The sequence below is a fragment of the Trebonia kvetii genome, assembly GCF_007827045.1.
Taxonomy (GTDB): Bacteria; Actinomycetota; Actinomycetes; order Streptosporangiales; family Streptosporangiaceae; genus Trebonia; species Trebonia kvetii.
The window spans coordinates 236,132-254,060 of sequence record NZ_RPFW01000006.1 but is presented as its reverse complement, the minus strand read 5'-3'; the positions used below and the strand labels follow the sequence as shown (position 1 = coordinate 254,060).

The window sequence follows — 17,929 nt, the reverse complement described above, 5'->3', positions numbered from 1 at the left end:
AAGGGTAGTCACTCCTTGGTCTTCTGGGCGCCCGTCTGGTCGCGGCCTGATCAATACCTTTCCTGACGGAAAATCATCGTGGTCCGGCCGAGCGTGACGTTCGTGCCGTCTACGAGGGCGACACGGCGCACCGGCTGGCCGTTCACGAAGGTCCCGTTGGTCGAGCCAAGATCGACAAGGACGACCTGGCCGTCCTCGACTCGCAGTTCCGCGTGGTGCCGGGATACCCCGGGGTCGACCATCCGCAGGTCGCAGTCCGTGCCACGGCCAAGCAGGGTCACCGGGGTCTGCAGCTCATAGGTGCTGCCCGCCTCGAGGCCGGTTCCCGGAGACGACCCGGAGATGACCAGGCGCGGCCTGCCAGGGAACTGAGTGCCGCCAGACCGCGGCAGGTCGCTGACCGGCTGCCGGACCTCGCCCGCCTCGACAGTGTGCCCGCGGATCACGCCGGATCTGATGCGGAACATGCCGGTCGCGAGTTCGGGCACGCCCTCGAACCGGATCCGCACCGGACCCACAAATGAGTAGCCCTGCTCTCTGGCATGGTCTCTGGCCAGCGTGGCCAGTTCCAGGCTGAGGCTCTCCACCAGGATGTCAAGCCGTTCGGCGTCGGTCTGGGCAATCTCGACAACGAAGTCGTTCGGCACCAGCGTGCGACCCTGTGCGACGATCGCAGCTCGCTCGTCCATCTCATGCTGGATCGCGCTCGCTACCTCGACCGGCTGCAATTCGGACTTGAAGACCCGGGCAAAGGTCCCCTCAACCATGCCCTCAAGCCGTCGTTCGAAGCGCTGAAGAACGCCCACCCGTCGAGCCTCCCTTCGGCCTGTTACGCATCCGATGTTATCTGCGGTACGAGCACGTTCGCGGCCGTGCTAACCTAAGTCGTCCTTGCTCGGGCGAGTGGCGGAACGGCAGACGCGCACGGTTCAGGTCCGTGTGTCCGAAAGGATGTGAGGGTTCAAATCCCTCCTCGCCCACTGAAAGCTGGCCTGCGCAAACGCGGGCCAGCTTCGTACTTCCGGGGCTACCCGAAGTAGCCGCCGTCACCTTTGCCAATGGGCGCATGGTGCTGGCATGTGCTAACCGCAAGGGCACATCCGCAAGCACGGCGCGGGGTACGAGGTAGCCGTCCCAGTAGGCCGGGATCCGATAACCAAGCGTTACCGGTACCTGTACCAGCAAGCCCCGACCATCGAGGAAGGCCGTCGCCACCCTGAGCGCAGCCGCCCGCGCCCCCGCCGCGCGCGGCGACGGCGGTCGAGTTCGACGCGCTGGACGCCTGGTTGCAGTGAGCTGAGAAGCACCAGCAGCAAGATTGCCGGCTGACGCCGTTGGGTACACGGCGAGGTGACAATAGTCGCCTGGCAGGAAGGGGACCCGCCGTGGCAGCGCCCAAGGGCATCCGCGAAGCAGCCAAAACGGCCAAGGACATCCGCGAAGCAGTCCAGAAAGAACTGGACTTCGACATACTGGTGGATGCGGCAGGCATCACTGTGAAGAACATGAACGGGGACGTGGCGCTCAGCGGCACGGTGTCTAGCTACCCGCAGTACCGGGAGGCGGCAGCAGCCGCCAAGCGGGTGCAGGGCGTCACTAGGGTGCACAACCATCTGATGGTGGTGCTGCCGGCGACCGACTACCGGGATGATGTGGTGCTGACCACGGCCGCTAACAACGCGCTCACGATGACGGTCACCGTACCGACGACCGTCGAGGCCAGCGCCAGCGACGGCGATGTCTGGCTGACCGGCATGGTGAGCAACCGCTTCGAGCGGGACGCCGCCGAGCGGGCCGTCGCCGGGCTGACCGGCGTGCGCAACATCGTCGACGACATTGAAATCTACACCGACATGGAAGCGGCGGACGTGACCGATCTGGTCCAGGATGCCCTCGACCGGAACGCGCTGATCGCCGATGACAGCGACGTCCTGGTGAGCGCCAGCGACGGTACCGTCTCGCTTACTGGGCATGTCCGCACCTGGGCCGAGCATGATGCGGTGATCGACGCCGCCTGGTACGGCATTGGCGTCAGGAACGTCCGCGATGAGCTGGTAGTCACCGGCTGACCGGCACCCGCCGCCAAGGACCTGGTCAACGGCACGTGAATTCTGGCTCTGACACAACTCGCGTGCCGTTGACAAGGGTGGAATCGGATTGATTTCGGTTCCGGCTGGCGTGATGAGACTAGGGGGCGGCTCAGCCCACCGCTGCGGTTCGCTACCCGGCCGCTGGCGCTGTGGGTCAGTACACCGGAGCCTGCCGGAGCAACCATCGGGGCTGGCGGCTGTCTTACGGCGCCGCTCGAAAAGCGGGTGGCGTACCGATGTGACGGCCGTGGCCGCGGGGCACAATGCGGGGATGGGAATTGAGGTCGCGGGCGGTGGCTGCGAGGTGCTTGCACTGCCCGGTGCCCGGCTGGCCTATCAGGTGACCGGGGAGGGGCCCGCCGTGGTGCTTGTGCACGGCTTCGGGCTCGACATGCGCATGTGGGAGCCGCAGGAGGCGCACCTGGCCGCGCGGCACCGGGTGATCAGGTACGACTGCAGGGGTTTCGGTAGTTCTGGCCCGTTTGATCCCGCCGTCGGCTACACCCACGCCGGTGACCTGCTCGCACTGCTCGATCACCTCGGCATCGGGCGGGCCGTGCTCGCCGGGCTGTCGTTTGGCGGCCAGGTGGTGCTGAAGACAGCCCTGGCCGCTCCGCAACGGGTACGCGGCCTGGTGATGATGGACGCGGTACTGGACGGCGTTCCTTGGGACCCGGAATCACTCGCCGCGATCAGGCTGGCCGGCGAGATGGCGATGAGCCGCGGTCTGCTGGCAGGCCGCGCGGCCTGGCTTGCCCATCCGCTGTTCGCACCGGCCAGGAAGCTGGCCGAGGTGAGCGACCAGCTCACGGCCATGGTGGCGGCCTACCCGGGCCAGCACTGGATCGGCCGCGACCCGCACGAGGAGGAAGGGCAGCGGCCGATCGACGTGCTCGAGCAGCTGGACGTGCCGGCGCTCGTGCTGGTCGGCGAGCACGATGTGCCCGGATTCCTTGACATGTCCGCGGTGCTTGCCCGCCGAATCTCCGGCGCCAGGTATCACGTCGTGGCTGACGCCGGGCACATGATCAATATGGAGCAGCCGGCCGCGGTCAACGAGGTACTGACCCGGTTCCTCGATGAACTCCCCAGCAGCACGTGAATGGCGCGGCGGAACGGGCGAAGCACGCACCCGTTCGGGCTAATACGTAGGGCAACGACCCCGCGCGAATGCGGGGCTACCGCTGGCCGCTGGCCGCTGGCCGTCGAGCCGGATAGGACTGGCTCGGGCCACGCGGCCGTTGCTTCGTTCACACCACGTTGTTTCCGTCACTTTATTCACGTGCGTGCAAGTTTACGTTCATGGGTTATTGGGCCTACGGGACCGGTGCTGAGCTATACCGGCGATTGCTGTTGAGTAGTGGTGATGATTTGTGTGTGGAATGCGGGCCATTTACCGGTTACTAAATATCGCCGCAGGGCGTACCATGGCGCTGAAAAATAGGTATGTCCCTGGGAGCGGCGGCGGCCTAGGCGGATTGATTTATATCTAATGCGTGATTAGGCCTGGGCGCGGCTGCTGGGGCGGGGCGGAGCGGGACTTGGAGCGGCGTGGGGGACGTGTGCGCTAAGCGCATTGGACATGCGGTGAGGCTGGTGTTCGCATGATGCCGCAGCAGCCGGCCGACGGTCAGGCGCGGACGCCGGTGGTCGTCGCGCGGATCGGGCGCGAGCAGCGCATATTTCCCGTGGGAATGCAAATCCGGGTGGGGCGTGATCCGACACTTGAACTCGTCTCGATAAATCCTCTCGTGTCCAGGGACACGCACGGCCTGATCGTCTCCGATGAAAAGGGCGCGACCTATATAGATAGATCCCGACGGGGGACCTTCCTTGACGGAAAGCGGCTGCGCGGTCCGCTCCGCATCACGGAATCGGTGACGCTGCGGCTCGGCGATCCGGCGACTGGCGAGGAACTCGGCATCACGCCGCCGCTGAGCAGCACCGAGCTCGAGCACAACAGGGACCGCCGGCTGCGCCGCGGCCGCGCGCGGATGGCCGTCATCGTGGCCGCGGGCGCCGCTGTGTCCGGTGGCATCGCCGCCGTGATCCTGACCACGGTCGGGTCACCCTCCGCGAGCGGCAGGCCGCCGCAGGGCAGCACCCTGCCGGCATCCGCCCTGCAGCACGCCGAAGCGTCCACGGTCCGGTTGCTTCAGGGGTCGCAGTCCTCGTACACGGGCTGGGGCTCGGGGACGATCATCGCCCCCGACGGACTCATCCTCACCAACGCGCACGTCGCACAGCCGCAGGCGGCCGGTCTGGCCGTGGCGATCGGCGAACCGGGAAGCCAGCTCGAGCAGGACCCGCCCTACCTGACCGTCGAGCTGACCACCGGTCCCTCGTCACCGGTCAAGGCCGCGTACCGTGCGCGCCCGGTGGCCGTCGACGGCTACCTCGACCTGGCCGTCGTGCAGATATACGCCACAAGCGGCGGCACCCCGGTCAACGGGAAGAGCCTGCACCTGCCGTACCTCGCGCTCGGGAACGACGCGGCGGTCCAGCTCGACCAGCCGGTGACCGTTCTCGGCTTCCCCGGCGTGGCCGACTCCGACTCGATCAGCGTCACCAGCGGTGTCATCTCGACGTTCGTGCCCGATCCGCTCAGACACGTACTCGATCCCCGCTTCGAGCTCGAGACGACGGCGCGCCTGGCGCACGGCAACTCGGGCGGCGCCGCGGTCAGCAACGCGGGGCAGCTGATCGGGGTGCCCAGCCTCGAGGTGACCGGCGAGGGCGGCGACCTGTCGTGGCGGCTGCGGTCAGTCACCGAGGCGCGGACGCTGATCGCGGCGGCCAGGGACGGCGCCGCGTATCACAGCAAGTACCTGGTGCAGCGCACCGGCGCGGAGCGGTCAGGCGGCGCGGGCATCGGCGCGAGCCAGCACGGGGCATGCGCGGGCGGCACGTCCGTCGCGCCATCGGCGTCGGCCGTGTTCGGCGCGGACTTCAGCGGGGTTCCGTCAGGACTCGACCTGGCCCTGCTCGTTGAGCTGCCAGACGGCTCGCCAGTTACCGACTCCACCGACGGCCTGCCGCAGCTCGCGGCGAAGTCCGGCAGCGGCTGCTTCGCGATCCAGGTATCCGCCGAGCAGCTAGGGCTCGGGTCGATGCCATCGGGGACCTATCACATTCAGCTCTACGGCGGTCCAAGCCTGGCCCCGATCGGGACGGCCACCTCGGTGACCGTCGGGGCGTAGCAAGACATGCGGATCAAGACGCGTGCTGCGGCACGCGAAGACAGAGGCCCGGAGGTAATCCAATGAGCGGGGACTCATTCGACGCGAACGGTGAGGCACACGAGGCACTGAGCACCGCCGTCAGCAGCTACGGCGCGCGTGTACTCGGCGACCCGCGCATCCTCGGCAACCTGGTGACTGACCTGCTGCCCGATATGCCACGCGAGCGCAGCCTGCTTGTCGCCGCGGCCGAGGCGGGCGTCGCCGCCGAACTCACTCAGCACGTCGAGGGCCAGCACCTGGACGTGGAGACGGCGATCGCTCTTGTCGCGCGCTCGCTGACGGAGAACAGGCTGCTTGACCCGGCCGCCAGCATCTGGGTGAGCACCGAGTACGCGCAGGCGCTCGGCTACCAGGTACGGCCGCAGGCGGCGCCGACCGTCGTGCACAAGGTGCTCGCGCCTACCCCGACGGAGACGGTGGCGCCGCCGCAGTCGCCGCCTGTTGCCCCGCTTCCCACTGTTCCCCCGCCGCCGGCCAAGTCTGAGCCGTCGTTCACTCCGGCCGCGTCCTCCGGGGGAGAAACCCGCATTGACCTGCGGCCCGCCCCCCGGTTCACGCCGGCGCCGCCGCCGCCCGCCGCACCGCGTAACCCGGTGCCGCCCGCCGCGGTGCCGCCCGCCGCGCCACCGCAGGATCCCTGGCCGCCGGCCCCGGCGTCCGCGGGGGACCTATGGCAGCAGCCGACGCAGGCGTCGATCCAGGATCCATGGGCGAAGGCCGCCGCGGCGCCGCCCGCGCAGCCCGCGCCGCAGCCGCAGAACGCGTGGCAGCAGCCCGCGCCACCCGGCCCGGCACAGCCGGGCCAGGCACAGCCCTGGCCGACTCCGTCCAGCGGCGCGGGAAGCCCGCCGTGGCCGTCCGTCGGCGGCAGCGGGCCGCGGCGCCCGCGGCGAGGGCTGCTGCTCGGCGGAACCATCGCCGTGATCATCGTGCTCTACCTGGTCATCGCGGCCGTCGCGCAGACCTTCCCGTTCTCGAAGGCGACACCGAAGCCGTCGGCGGGCCCCAAGGTGGTCGTCAGCACCACCCCGGCGGTCATTCCGAGCACCACCCCGCCCGTCATTCCCAGCACTACGCCTCCGGTTGTCCCGAGCACGACCCGGCCGGCCGGGCCCTCGCTCGCGGCGGGCGTGAAGCCGCTGAAGGTCCTGCTGCCCACCGACATCGCGGACGCCAGCACCGAGTGCTCGACGCAGACGGACATCCCGTGGACGAACCCCGGACTGGTGCGGGCACTCGACTGCACCGCTCCCGACATGGCAGGCGGCGACATCTTCGGCTATCAGGTCGACAACAACCGCGACTTCGCCAAGGCCTGGGCCAACTACAACGCCTGGGCGAAATTCGGCAAGTCAAGCTCCGAGTCATGCCCGCCGCCGAGCGGTCAGTCGCAGGCCGGCCCGATCGAGTGGAACAACAACAACTTCCCGTCACGTGCGGGCCAGGTGCTCGAGTGCTTCACCGCGAGCAAGGGCGAGGGCGTGTACGTATGGACGTACCCGACAGAGAACACGTTCATCATCGTGCAGGCGCCCAAGAGCTGGTCATTCAGCCAGCTGCATGAGTGGTGGAGGGTCGACGCGGCATGAACCCTGCGGATTCCTACTCCCGGATGCCAGGCGGCGGCATCTCCCGGCGGCCGCTGCACCTCATCATCCTCGCCGACTGCTCCGGCTCGACCAAGGGCGAGAAGATCCAGGCGCTGAACTACGCGATCGCCGACATGATGTCGCACCTGGAGGAGTGGGAGCAGGACCAAGAGCAGGCGCAGGTGTTCCTCCGGGCGATTGCCTTCGCGACCGAGCCGCGCTGGCACATCAAGGACCCGGTACCGGTCTCGGGCATCCGGTGGAAGCCGCTGCAGACCGTGAACAAGGGGCTCACCAACATGGGTCCGGCGTTCCGGATGGCCGCCGAGGCGCTGGCTCCCGGGCAGGTCGAACGCCGGGCGCTGCGGCCCGCGCTGCTGCTGATCACCGATGGCCTGGCGACCGATCCACCAGGAGTGTTCGAGGACGGCCTTGGGGCCCTGATGGCCCAGCCAGCGGGCAAGGCCGCGCTCCGGCTCTCCCTTGCCATCGGCCGCGATGCCCAGTCAGAGGCACTGAACCGCTTCAACGGCGATCCGAGCGTTCCCGTCCTCGTGGCCGACAGCACCGAAGACATCGCGGGTCGGCTGGTGATCGCCTCGCTGGCGGTGTCGCGCATGTCGGAATCCGGGGCCGACCGCAGCGCGGTGGCGCGCAAGCTGTTCGGCACGCCACCGGGCGGGGAGATCCCGTCCACCATCTTCAACCAGGACACGATCGTCTTATCCGATGACAAGCGCAACAGATCAGGGGCCGTGGCTGGCCATCGTGGGCACGGCCCGCGGTGCGGCGCACGTGGCGCGCGGCCTCGATAACCAGGACAGCGTCGAGTCGCACATCATTGACGCGGTCGGCGGCACCGTGGTCGCCGTCGGTGACGGGCACGGCCACGACCGCCATTTCCGCAGCGCCGCCGGATCGCGGCTGGCGACGCGCACCGCCTGCACGGTCATCGCGGAACTCGCCGGCGAGAACACCGGCACGCCGTGGACCGCCGGGGAGGCAGGCGCGCTGTGCGACACCCTGCCCCAGGCCATCGTCGATGAATGGCGGGCCGCGGTAGCCGTTGACATCGCCGCCCATCCGTACACTGCCGACGAACTCGGCACGCTCGAGCGCGCGGGCGACGGTCCGGAGATTCCCTACGGCTCAACGCTGCTCGTGGCGGTTGTCGCCGCGGGCTGGCTGGTCTGCGCCCAGATCGGCGACGGTGACCTGGTCGCGATCCGGCCGAACGGGCATGCGTGGTCTCCGGTCGCGGGAGACGATCTACTGGACGGCCACCGGACGACGAGCCTGTGTCAGTCGAGTGCCGTGGCCTCCTTCCGTACCGCCGCGCACGACCTGCGATCCCAGCCGCTGCTTGCCCTGCTGCTCGGCACCGACGGGTACGGCAACGCCCAGGCAAGGGACCCGTGGCAGCCGTACGTGGCAGGGGACATCGCGGAACTCGCCATCGAGCACGATGGCGGCTGGTTCGCACAGCAGCTTCCGGCCTGGGCGCAGCGCTGCGCGTCGACGGACGGAAGCGGTGATGACACCACGGTCGCCCTGCTGCTCGCCCCCGACAGCATGCAGCGCGCCGCCGCCGCGCGTCCGGCGGTCCGCCCGGACGCGGTGACCGTGCCTGCCGCCCCGACCATCCCCATCACTATGGCTGCCCCCGTAACCACGCCAGTGCCGCCACCGCCCGCCGCTCCGCCACCCGTGTCGCCGCCGGCGCCCCCGCCAGTCCTGGCGCCGCCATCGTCGCCGGCTGGCCCTGTTTACCCGGCCGCGCCGCCGCCAGCGCTGGTTTCACCCGCGGTGCCGCCGCCAGCGCGCCAGGGACCTGACGTCAATGTGCCACCCGGTCCCGGGCGGCATGCCGCGCCGCAGTCGCGGCGCGGCCGTCGTCGGCTGGCCCTCGCCGGAATCGGCGCGGTGGTGGCGGCCGGGGCGATCGCCGCGGGCCTGATGCTGTCGCAGTCGTCGGGGCACGCTCCCGCCACCAATCAGACGGCCCGTCCGGCCCCCAAGGCGACGCAGACGGCCACCTCCACGGCCACCGCCGGCGTGCCGGCGCCGCGTGCGACGGCCACCCCGCCCGTCGTCGCACCGTCCAAGCGGCGGACGTCGGCCACCCCGACAAGGGCATCGAAGCCCGCCGGGACCGCGAGCCCCGGCCAGCTCACGCAGAACCAGGGGGGATAGGCCTCTTGGACTCGCTGATACGGCCAGGACAGACACTGCGGATGGAACGCGGCAAGGCGGTGGTCACCGTCGGCGACCGCATCGGCGAGGGCGGAGCCGGCGTCGTCCATCGGGCGGTGCTCAACGGCGGGCCGTTCGCGGTGAAGTGGTACCGCCCCGGGCCTTACATGGAGGACATCCGCAAGTCCATCACCGGCCTGCTTCTGCGCGGCAGGCCGCCGCACAAGGCGTTCGTGTGGCCGATTGACCTCGTCAGCTCGCCGCACATCCCGGGGTTCGGCTATGTCATGCCCCTGCTCGAGCCGAGGTTCATCTCGCTGGCCGCGATGCTCAACCGGCAGGAGCAGCCGTCGTTCCGCGTGGTGACCACCCTCGGCAGGGAACTGGCCGACGCCTTCGCCGTGCTGCACGCGAGCGGGCTGTGCTACCGGGACATCAGCTTCGGCAACGTCCGGGTCGACCCCGAGGCGAGCGAGGTCGCGATCATCGACATCGACAACATCGGCACCGACGGCGGCCAGGCGCTGGTGAAGGGCACCGGACCGTTCATGGCGCCCGAGGTGCTGCGCGACGAGGCGCTCCCGTCGACGGTGACCGACCTGCACTCCCTCGCTGTCTTCCTCTTCTTCCTGCTGATGCACGGCCATCCGCTTGAGGGCGTGCGCACCGACGCGTCCTACAGCTGGGACGGGGAACGGCCGTCCGACGGCGAGCTCGCGCTGCAGAACTACGGTGTCTCGCCGCTCTTCGCCTTCGATCCCGACGATGAGTCCAACCGGCCGCCGCCTGGCGAGGTGGTCAGCCTCTGGTGGTCGATCTACCCGCAGAGCTTTCGCCGGGTGTTCATCAGGGCCTTCACGGTGGGACTGCACGACGCGTCGCTCTACGGCAGGGTCAAGGAAGGCACCTGGCGGCGGGCGCTGCTCAGCCTGCACGACAGCGTGTCCGCCTGTCCTGGCTGCGGCGCGGCGGCGTTCTACGACCAGGAGCGCCCCGACCAGCGGTGCTGGAGCTGCCGCAAGATACTGCCGGTGCCGCCGAGGCTCGAGATGCCAGGCGGGACCCTGGTCCTGTCCGAGGGCGCCCTGGTGACGAATCATCACCTGTACCGTGACCGCGGCTACCGCAATATCTGGGCGGCGGTCGAGCCGCACCCGGGCCGGCCCGGCAAGGTGGTGCTCAGGAACATGAGCGAGAAGATCTGGACGGTGGTCCCCGAGGGCGAGGAGCCGAAGCGCGTCGCGCCAAGCGTCCGCGTCGCCGTCCGCCCGATGCTCATCGACTTCGGTGACGCGCAGGGCCGGATTCTCGCGGCATAGCCCGAAGGCCGGACCAGGATAACGGCACGACGATGACGGGGCAGCGGGCGTTGCGCGCCAGCCAGCTCGGCACGGAACCCACCAGGTGGTGCCAGAAATGCCTCGGCGCGCCGATCACCAGCGCGTCTGCGCTGAATTCCGCCGCGATCGATGCGAGTTCACGCGCCGGGCTGCCGCGTCGCGTCCGCACATGAACCTCGAGTTCGGTCGCGTCCGCGGCTTGGTCGAGTTCGGTGAGCAGCCAGCGCTCTAGCGAGTCAGCGTCCCTGAGCAGGCCGACCACCTGCCCGGTCAGCGGCTCGCAGTAAACGCCAGGCGATGTCACGTAGACCATGAGCAGCGGGCGCCCGAGCCGGCGCGCCATCCCGGCGGCGTAGGCGAGGGCGTTGCGCGCGGAGGCAGACCCGTTGTACCCCACCACGACGGGATGCGCGAGTGACATGGGGCGGGGCTGCGCAGGCTGCCGAATCGGCTCCTGGCGCAGATCATCCCGCTGACGGCGGCGCTCTGGTCGCCGCTGGTCAGGCGTGCCCTGTTCCGGGGAAAGGTCGGGCGTTTCCATCTCCGCGTCCTCGCGGCCACTTGGGTCGGTAGTTTTGTTATAGCAAGTATCCGCCGGCAAGTTAAGCGGAAGACCTGCTGTACCTCAAGGATTGCCCTGTCTTGTCCGAGATATTCGACTGCGTTTCGCAGAACTATAGGCCTCAGGGCGGCAGTGGGGAAGAACCACGTCTCGTAGCGCATCGCGATCGTGCCCTCACCGGACTGCCACACCCGGCGCTCGCGGCGGCTGAGCGGCCGAAACCGTGACGTTGATCACCGCGAACCACGAAAATCTCGGCGGAAACAGACCTCCCCGTGCGGGATCGGCGCATCTTGCGGAAGGGAAGTCGCGGCCTTTCGCTGACCTGGGCGATTTCAGGTGGCACCATGAGGATGTGGTGGCAGACCAGGCACACACAACGTGGGGGGTCGGAACGGGGCCTACCCCTTCCGGTCAGGTTGTGGGACGCGATGACCGGGACCGGGTAGACGCGACCGCGCGCGCGGTTATCGAGTCGGCGGCCGACGCCATCGTCGCCTTCAACACCGACCGTGCCGTCATGCTGTGGAACCCGGCCGCTGAGCGGATGTTCGGCTGGGCCGCCGCCGAAGTGCTCGGCCTTGAACCGCCCACGATCCCCGAGGAACTCGCGGCGGAGCACAACGCGGTATTCGAGCGGGTCCGCGGCGGCGGCCAGATCTCCTTCGCCACCCGGCGGATCCGCAAAGACGGTTCGATCCTCGACGTCCGCATCGACACCAGCGCGCTGACCGACAGCGAGGGCGAGGTCATCGGCTGGGTCAACATCTGCCATGAGACCGGCGAGGACGACGTCGCCAGGCACTACATGGCTGAGCGTGCCCGCGTGGTCCGCCGTCTCGGCGACGTGGTCGCCGACATGAACGCGCAGCGCGACCTGGAGTCCGTGCTCGACCGGATCGCCGCCAGCCTGCGCGAGCTGACCGGGGCCGACGCGGGCGGGTTCGTGCTGATCGAGGAGGACAGGCTCAGGCTGGTCTCGACCGCCGGGCTGCCCGCACGGCTGCGCGGCCGGGTGGCCTCGCTGTCCAGCAGCCTGGTCGGCGAGCTGCTGCGGTCAGGCAAGACGGTGATGATGGCGACCGGCGAGTCGGGCGTTTTCGACGACCTCATCTGGTCCGCGCTGCCCGGATTGCACACCATCGCGCTCAGCCTGTCGCACGTGGGCGGCAGGCCCTACGGCGCGCTCTACGCGCTGTACAGCCGCAGGACCCTCAGCCACGTCGAGCTCGAACTGCTCGAACTGCTCGCCGGGCACGCCGGGGTGGCACTCACCAACGCGATGGCATTCGAAGAGGTCGTCAGGCAGCGGGCCCACGAGCGCGCCGTCATCGACGGCAGCGCCGACGGCATCGCGGTGCTCGACGAGGCGGGAAACGTCAAGCAGTGGAATCCCTCCGCGCACCGGATCACCGGCATGACGGCGAGCGACGCGATGGGCGCGCCGCCGCCGTTCCCGCTGCCCGAGCCCGGGGCGCGGCGCACGCACAAGCTGCCGAGCGGCCGCTGGATCGACGTGCTGTGCACCGAGCTCGGCGACGGTGGCGAGCAGGTCGTTGACTTCCGTGACGTCACCGCCGCCAAGGAACTCGAAGAGGCCAAGGACCTGTTCCTCGCGACGACCAGCCACGAGCTGCGCACGCCGATCACCGTGGTGCAGGGGTTCGCCTCCACGCTGGCCAGCCGGTGGGAGCAGCTGTCCGACGCCGACCGGCGGGCCGCCGTGCGGACGATCGCCGAGCGTGCGGGCTCGCTTGGCAGGCTTGTCGAGCAGCTCCTGCTCGGCGCCCGGGCCGGCGCCGATGCGCTGCCGGTGACCAACGGGCCGTTCGACCTGGCGGCGCTGCTGCGCGCGGCCGTCGTGTCGTTCAGCCCGCTGTCGGACCGGCACCAGGTGGTCGCCGACGTGCCAGACGGCCTGCCGTTCGCGAGCGGCGATCCGATGGCCACCGACATCATCGTCGGCCAGCTGCTCGAGAACGCCTTCAAGTACTCGCCGTCGGGCGGCACCGTAACGGTGCGCGCGCGCACCGTTGGGACCATGATCGAGGTAGATGTCGAGGACGAGGGCATCGGCATCGCCCCCGGCGATCACGAACGGATCTTCGAGCGGTTCGTTCAGGGCGAGACAGGCGACCGCCGCCGCTTCGGCGGCGTCGGCATCGGCCTGTACATCGTCAGGCGGCTGGCGATCGCCCAGCACGGCACGGTGGTCGCGCTGACCCGTCCCGAGTGCGGCACGATCATGCGGCTGACCATGCAGCGCGCCGAGGAATTACAAGCGGGCCTGTTCGCGGTGGCGCGGCTCGCCGCCGGTCGCCGCCAGGTACTCGTCGATGACGCCGGTCACGTCGTCGCTGTCCCGCAGGATCTGGCCGGCTTCCATCCAGATCACCCGGTTGCAGCTCTGCTCGATCTCGCCGAGGTTGTGCGCCACGAGGAAGACAGTGCCGGCCTCGTCGCGAAGCTCCTTGATCCTGTTGTGGCTCTTGGTGCGGAACGAGGCGTCGCCGGTCGCGAGGGCCTCGTCGATCATCAGGATCTCGTGGCTCTTGGCGGAGGCGATCGCGAACCGCAGTCGCTGGGCCATGCCCGTCGAGTAGGCGCGCATGGGCAGGTCGATGAAGCTGCCGACACCGGAAAAGTCGACGATCTGCGGGTACCTGGTCTTGACCTCCGCCGGCGGCATGCCCATCGCGAGGCAGCCGAGCACCACGTTCCGCTCGCCAGTGAGGTCATCGAGCAGCGCGGCGTTCACGCCAAGCAGCGCCGCCTGGCCGGATGTATACACGGCGCCCTGCTCCGCGGGCAGCAGCCCGGCGATGGCACGCAGCAGCGTGGACTTGCCCGAGCCGTTCCTGCCGATAACGCCGACCACGTCGCCGTGGTTCACCACGAACGAGATGCCGCGGATCGCGTGGACCTCGCGGATCGAGACGCGGCGCTGCCGCTTGACGAGGCGCATCAGCGAGGTGGCGGCGGTTCCCTTGTTGCCGCCCGCGCCATAGACGCGGTAGACCACGTGCAGGTTGTCGACCACGACGGTCGGGTCAGCCATGGAGCCACTCACTCACTGGGGTATCTCGGCGGACAACGGTGAAGTGCCATCTGACGTTACCGCCTCCGCGGGACCGGTGCGTATCGGGCGAGGACACTCCGGACATATGTGTCAGATAACACGGCGGAAATCTGGAGTTCACGGTTTCGCGGGCATCTCACCGGGCATTCCGCTCATGCCGGGTTCGTACAGGGTTCCACGGGCGGGGCGGGATGTGTATGGAGGTGGGTACGTCGAGCGTTCAGATGCTCCCGTATACAGCCTCTAGCGTCGGCGTGGCTCGCCGCCGTCTGCTTGGCGACCTCACCGAGGCTGGCGTCCATGAGGCTACTGCATGTGATGCCAGCCTAATACTCAGTGAACTGATCAGCAATGCGCTGCGCCATGCCTCGCCGCTGCCGGGCGGGATGGTTAAGGTGTCGTGGCGGCTGAGCGGCGACCGCGTAGAGATCGCGGTGGGTGATGGCGGCGGACCGACGGCGCCGGTGGTTAACAGGCCTGCGGCCGGGGCGCTTGGCGGGCGCGGGCTCGGCATCGTGGACCGGCTGTCGCTGCGCTGGGGCGTCTACACGCGCCCGGACGGCGGCGAGACCACGGTCTGGGCGGAACTCGCGCTGTCAACTGAGGGCGAGCGCCACCGGCGCAACGCGGCGAAAAACGGGCCGGACGGACATCGCGGGACCGGTCCTGGTCTGGTAATCGCATCGTCACGTGATGCGTAATCGCGCCAGGAAGTGGTGATAATTCCCCGCGGGGGTGCCGCACGAGGAAGCTGGCCCATTGCGGGATAGTGCGGTGATCGGACGTGAATGTTGCGTATCCGGGGGGATTCGTGTCCGAATTCTGCGGGGTAGACAGTGAGGTTGGCCGGCTGCGCACAGTGCTGCTGCACCGGCCTGGAGCCGAGCTAAGAAGGGTCACACCACAGCACCGGTGCGGGATGCTCTTGCCCAACGTGCCCTGGGCAGAGCGGGCGCAGGCCGAGCACGACGCGTTCGCCGACGCGCTGCGCCGCGCGGACGTCACGGTGCTGTACCTGACCGAACTGCTTCAGGACGCGCTTGAGTACGCGCCGGCCAGGAAGCAGGCGATAGGCACAGTGACAAGGGACAAGCGGCTCGGCGAGGAACTGCGTGCCCAGGTACGGGATCATCTGCTGAGCCTGCGCCCAGAGGAACTGGCCCAGGTGATGATCATGGGCCTGGCACGCGACGAGTTTCCCGGTGGCAGGGGGGCGGTTTTCGGCCTGCTTGGCGCCTGGGACTACGTCATCGATCCGCTGCCGAACCTGGTCTTCGCCAGGGACACCAGCGTGTGGATCGGCGACAGTGTGGCGGTGACCAGCCCGCCGGGGCGGCGCCAGGAGGCGGAGCTCGTCGAGATCGTATTCGCCTACCACCCGATGTTCGCCGGGACCAAGCGGCTCTACGATCCGGGGCAGGAGCTGCTCGCGGGTGGTGACATCCTGCTGCTCGCCCCCGGTGTGGTGGCGATCGGCATCGGCGCGCAAACCTCGTCGGCGGGCATGGAGCGGCTGGCGAGGAAGGTCTTCGACACCGGCTTCGCGCATACCGTGCTCGTGGTGCTTACCGACTCGGGCGTCATGGAGTGCCTCGACACGCTGTGCACGCTGGCCGGGCCAGGCACCGTGGTAATGCGGCCGTCGGTTGCCTATTCGCTCGTCGCGAGGACCATCACGCAGCGCGGTGAGGGGCTGAGGCTGTCTCACCCGCGGCCGTTCCTCGAGGCGGCCGCCGACGCGATGGGCGTCAGCAAGCTGCGGGTCATCGAGACCGGGCTCGGCCCGGGCAGGGCTGGGCCGAGCCAGCAGGGATCGATCGGCGGGCCTGCCGCTCAGTGGGATGACGCGGGCAATCTGCTCGCGCTCGGCCCGCACACGGTCGTCTCCTACGAGCGGAACACGCTCACCAACGCGCGTCTTGAAGCCGCGGGAATCGACGTGATCAGGGTTCCCGGCGGGGAGCTTGCCGGGTGCCGTGGCGGCCCGCGAGCCATCTGCTGTCCTGTCGGCCGCGAGCCGGGCGCGATGCCCGAACCCGCGGGGGAATGCCCGACAGACTCCGGCGATCAGGCGGCGTGACGGAGTCTAGGTTTGAAATGGCGGATAATACGCCTATGAGGGCCTGTTACGTGGTGATACGCAGAGGGATGCCTGTTAACAGAGTGTGAGTTAGGCCACAGTCGGTGCCATCATCCCTAGCGTTTCGCCCGTACGGGGCGGTATGGTTCCAGCCGTGGAGCTGAATGTCTCGAGTCGATCTCAGGGCGATCACGAGCTAGTGATCGCGACGGGCGAAATCGACCTCTACACCGCTCCGCGGCTACAGAGTGAGCTCGCCGCGGTCATCGCAAGCGCAGCCCCGTCGTCGCGCGTCGTCATCGACATGTCGGGCGTGGAGTTCTGTGACTCCACCGGCATGAACGTGCTGCTCTCCTGTCTCCGCCAAGCGCGCGAGCGCGGCGGTGAACTGGAGTTGGCGGCGCCGCGTCCCGCGGTCAGAAAGATCTTGTCGGTAACCGGCCTTGACGCCGTGTTTACCGTCGCCGACTTCCCGGCCAACTAGCAGGACCGCGGCTACGATCGGCTCATGCCGCCGGTAGCCGTCGTCATCCCGGCCTACAACGAGGCCGACCTCATCGCCGCGACCGTGACCGCCGCGTTGACGCTGCCCGGTGTCGACGTGGTGCTTGTCGCGAGCGACGGGTCCACCGACGACACCGTCGGCTTGGCAAGGCGGGCGGGCGCGACGGTGTGGCGGAGCTCGAGGAACCATGGCAAGGCGGCGGCCATGACGGCCGGCGCAGCGGCGGTCGGCGATATCGACCGGCGTGACCGGCGCGGTCCTCGTCATCTCCTGTTCCTCGATGCCGACCTCGGGCCGACAGCGGCGGCCGCGGGCCCGCTCATCGAACCGGTGGCGGCGGGCGCCGCCGACATGACCATCGCCGTCTTCAAGAACCGGGTCAGGCAGGGCGGCCACGGCTTCGTGGTGCGGCTGTCCGGCGCGGGGATCAGGCACGCGACCGGCTGGGCACCCGCGCAGCCGCTGAACGGCCAGCGCTGCCTGACCAGGGCCGGCTTCGATGCCGCCCGACCGCTCGCACGCGGTTTCGGCGTGGAGACCGCGATGACCATCGACCTGAAGCGCAAGGGCCTGCGGGTCCTGGAGGTCGAGGTCGACATGGCGCACCGCGCGACCGGCAAGGACCTGGCGGCGCAGTTGCACCGCGCGCGGCAGTTCGCCGATGTCGCCAGGGCGCTGGCCGTGCGGGTTCGGTAGCGGCGGCGGACGCGGCAGTGCCGGACCTGGTTCGCTGGCCGGGGACGGCCGCCCGATGATGACTGAGGGTCACAGGTATAGTGCTGATCGTGATACTGATCGCGATTTCTGTTGCAGGTGCGCTGGCCGGCGTGATCGGCGTCGCGGCCGGGGTGGTCGCGAGCCGGCGGGCGGCGCGAGCCGTACGCGAGTGCCGCGACCTGGTGGAGGGCGCAGTGGGATCGCGCGGCACCGTTGACCCGAGGGCGCTGCGGGATGTCGCGGTCGTCAGGTATGACGCGCTGAACGAGATGTCCGGGCAGTTCTCGTTCTCCCTTGCGCTACTCGACGCCATGGGTGACGGGGTGGTCCTCAGCTCGATCAACGGCCGTGCGGAGACCCGCACCTACGCCAAGCCGGTCGTGGGCGGCGAGGGCGAGCTGGAACTGTCGCCCGAGGAGGCGCAGGCCGTCCGTACCGCGCGGCGCGGCGACGGGACCGTACCGGCCGTGCCAGCGCCCGCCAGCCCCGGCGACCGTGCGTCGCGGCGGGCCGAAGCTACGGCATGATGGGA

General features: G+C 69.2%; 15 protein-coding genes, 1 tRNA gene and 1 pseudogene. 14 read left to right on the top strand and 3 right to left on the bottom strand.

What is annotated here, in order from left to right; all coding sequences use genetic code 11:
- Positions 1–50: 50 nt before the first annotated feature.
- Positions 51–806: an FHA domain-containing protein gene (locus EAS64_RS29820; RefSeq protein WP_145858447.1), complete on the bottom strand. Its 756-nt coding sequence runs from the start codon at positions 804–806 to the stop codon at positions 51–53.
- Positions 807–897: 91 nt separating this feature from the next.
- Between EAS64_RS29820 and EAS64_RS29815 the strand changes: the two genes are divergently transcribed.
- From EAS64_RS29815 to EAS64_RS29780, 8 genes are all read left to right on the top strand, one after another.
- Positions 898–980 (top strand) — tRNA-Leu (locus EAS64_RS29815).
- Between the two features lie 405 nt (positions 981–1,385).
- Complete coding sequence (locus tag EAS64_RS29810) at positions 1,386–2,069, top strand: BON domain-containing protein (RefSeq protein ID WP_145858445.1); 684 nt, start codon at positions 1,386–1,388, stop codon at positions 2,067–2,069.
- A 292-nt stretch (positions 2,070–2,361) separates the two neighbouring features.
- A complete protein-coding gene (locus tag EAS64_RS29805) occupies positions 2,362–3,192 on the top strand; it encodes an alpha/beta fold hydrolase (protein ID WP_187366271.1) in 831 nt (276 codons plus the stop codon).
- Positions 3,193–3,694: 502 nt separating this feature from the next.
- Positions 3,695–5,290, top strand: a complete 1,596-nt coding sequence (locus EAS64_RS29800; protein ID WP_145858442.1) for a trypsin-like peptidase domain-containing protein — start codon at positions 3,695–3,697, stop codon at positions 5,288–5,290.
- 62 nt (positions 5,291–5,352) lie between these two features.
- Complete coding sequence (locus EAS64_RS29795; RefSeq protein WP_145858440.1) at positions 5,353–6,921, top strand: hypothetical protein; 1,569 nt, start codon at positions 5,353–5,355, stop codon at positions 6,919–6,921.
- A complete protein-coding gene (locus tag EAS64_RS29790; protein WP_145858438.1) occupies positions 6,918–7,736 on the top strand; it encodes a vWA domain-containing protein in 819 nt (272 codons plus the stop codon). The genes EAS64_RS29795 and EAS64_RS29790 overlap by 4 nt, the downstream gene beginning before the upstream one ends.
- Positions 7,651–9,114 carry a protein phosphatase 2C domain-containing protein gene (locus EAS64_RS29785; protein ID WP_145858437.1) on the top strand — a complete coding sequence of 488 codons (1,464 nt, stop codon included), beginning with the start codon at positions 7,651–7,653 and terminating at the stop codon, positions 9,112–9,114. The genes EAS64_RS29790 and EAS64_RS29785 overlap by 86 nt, the downstream gene beginning before the upstream one ends.
- A gap of 5 nt (positions 9,115–9,119) precedes the next feature.
- Positions 9,120–10,433, top strand: a complete 1,314-nt coding sequence (locus tag EAS64_RS29780; RefSeq protein ID WP_145858435.1) for a protein kinase domain-containing protein — start codon at positions 9,120–9,122, stop codon at positions 10,431–10,433.
- Here the strand turns inward: EAS64_RS29780 and EAS64_RS29775 are convergent.
- Positions 10,390–10,995, bottom strand: coding sequence for a universal stress protein (locus EAS64_RS29775; RefSeq protein ID WP_145858434.1), 606 nt, complete (start codon positions 10,993–10,995; stop codon positions 10,390–10,392). The two genes, EAS64_RS29780 and EAS64_RS29775, sit on opposite strands and share 44 nt — an antisense overlap.
- Before the next feature lie 442 nt (positions 10,996–11,437).
- Between EAS64_RS29775 and EAS64_RS29770 the strand changes: the two are divergent.
- Positions 11,438–13,285, top strand: a pseudogene (locus EAS64_RS29770) (PAS domain-containing sensor histidine kinase); the annotation flags it as partial.
- 6 nt (positions 13,286–13,291) lie between these two features.
- On the opposite strand, the gene EAS64_RS29765 reads toward EAS64_RS29770, so the two are convergent.
- Complete coding sequence (locus EAS64_RS29765; protein ID WP_342782091.1) at positions 13,292–13,981, bottom strand: ABC transporter ATP-binding protein; 690 nt, start codon at positions 13,979–13,981, stop codon at positions 13,292–13,294.
- Between the two features lie 305 nt (positions 13,982–14,286).
- Between EAS64_RS29765 and EAS64_RS29760 the strand changes: the two genes are divergently transcribed.
- The 5 genes from EAS64_RS29760 (at position 14,287) to EAS64_RS29740 (ending at position 17,924) form a co-directional block, all read left to right on the top strand.
- Complete coding sequence (locus EAS64_RS29760; protein WP_342782086.1) at positions 14,287–14,796, top strand: ATP-binding protein; 510 nt, start codon at positions 14,287–14,289, stop codon at positions 14,794–14,796.
- Positions 14,797–15,029: 233 nt separating this feature from the next.
- A complete protein-coding gene (locus tag EAS64_RS29755) occupies positions 15,030–16,175 on the top strand; it encodes an arginine deiminase family protein (protein ID WP_246115917.1) in 1,146 nt (381 codons plus the stop codon).
- Positions 16,176–16,329: 154 nt separating this feature from the next.
- Positions 16,330–16,659: an STAS domain-containing protein gene (locus EAS64_RS29750; protein WP_187366270.1), complete on the top strand. Its 330-nt coding sequence runs from the start codon at positions 16,330–16,332 to the stop codon at positions 16,657–16,659.
- A 24-nt stretch (positions 16,660–16,683) separates the two neighbouring features.
- Entirely contained in the window at positions 16,684–17,376 is a 693-nt protein-coding gene (locus tag EAS64_RS29745) for a glycosyltransferase family 2 protein (RefSeq protein WP_145858427.1), read from the top strand.
- Positions 17,377–17,465: 89 nt separating this feature from the next.
- Positions 17,466–17,924: a DUF4446 family protein gene (locus tag EAS64_RS29740; protein ID WP_145858425.1), complete on the top strand. Its 459-nt coding sequence runs from the start codon at positions 17,466–17,468 to the stop codon at positions 17,922–17,924.
- The last annotated feature ends 5 nt before the right edge of the window (positions 17,925–17,929 follow it).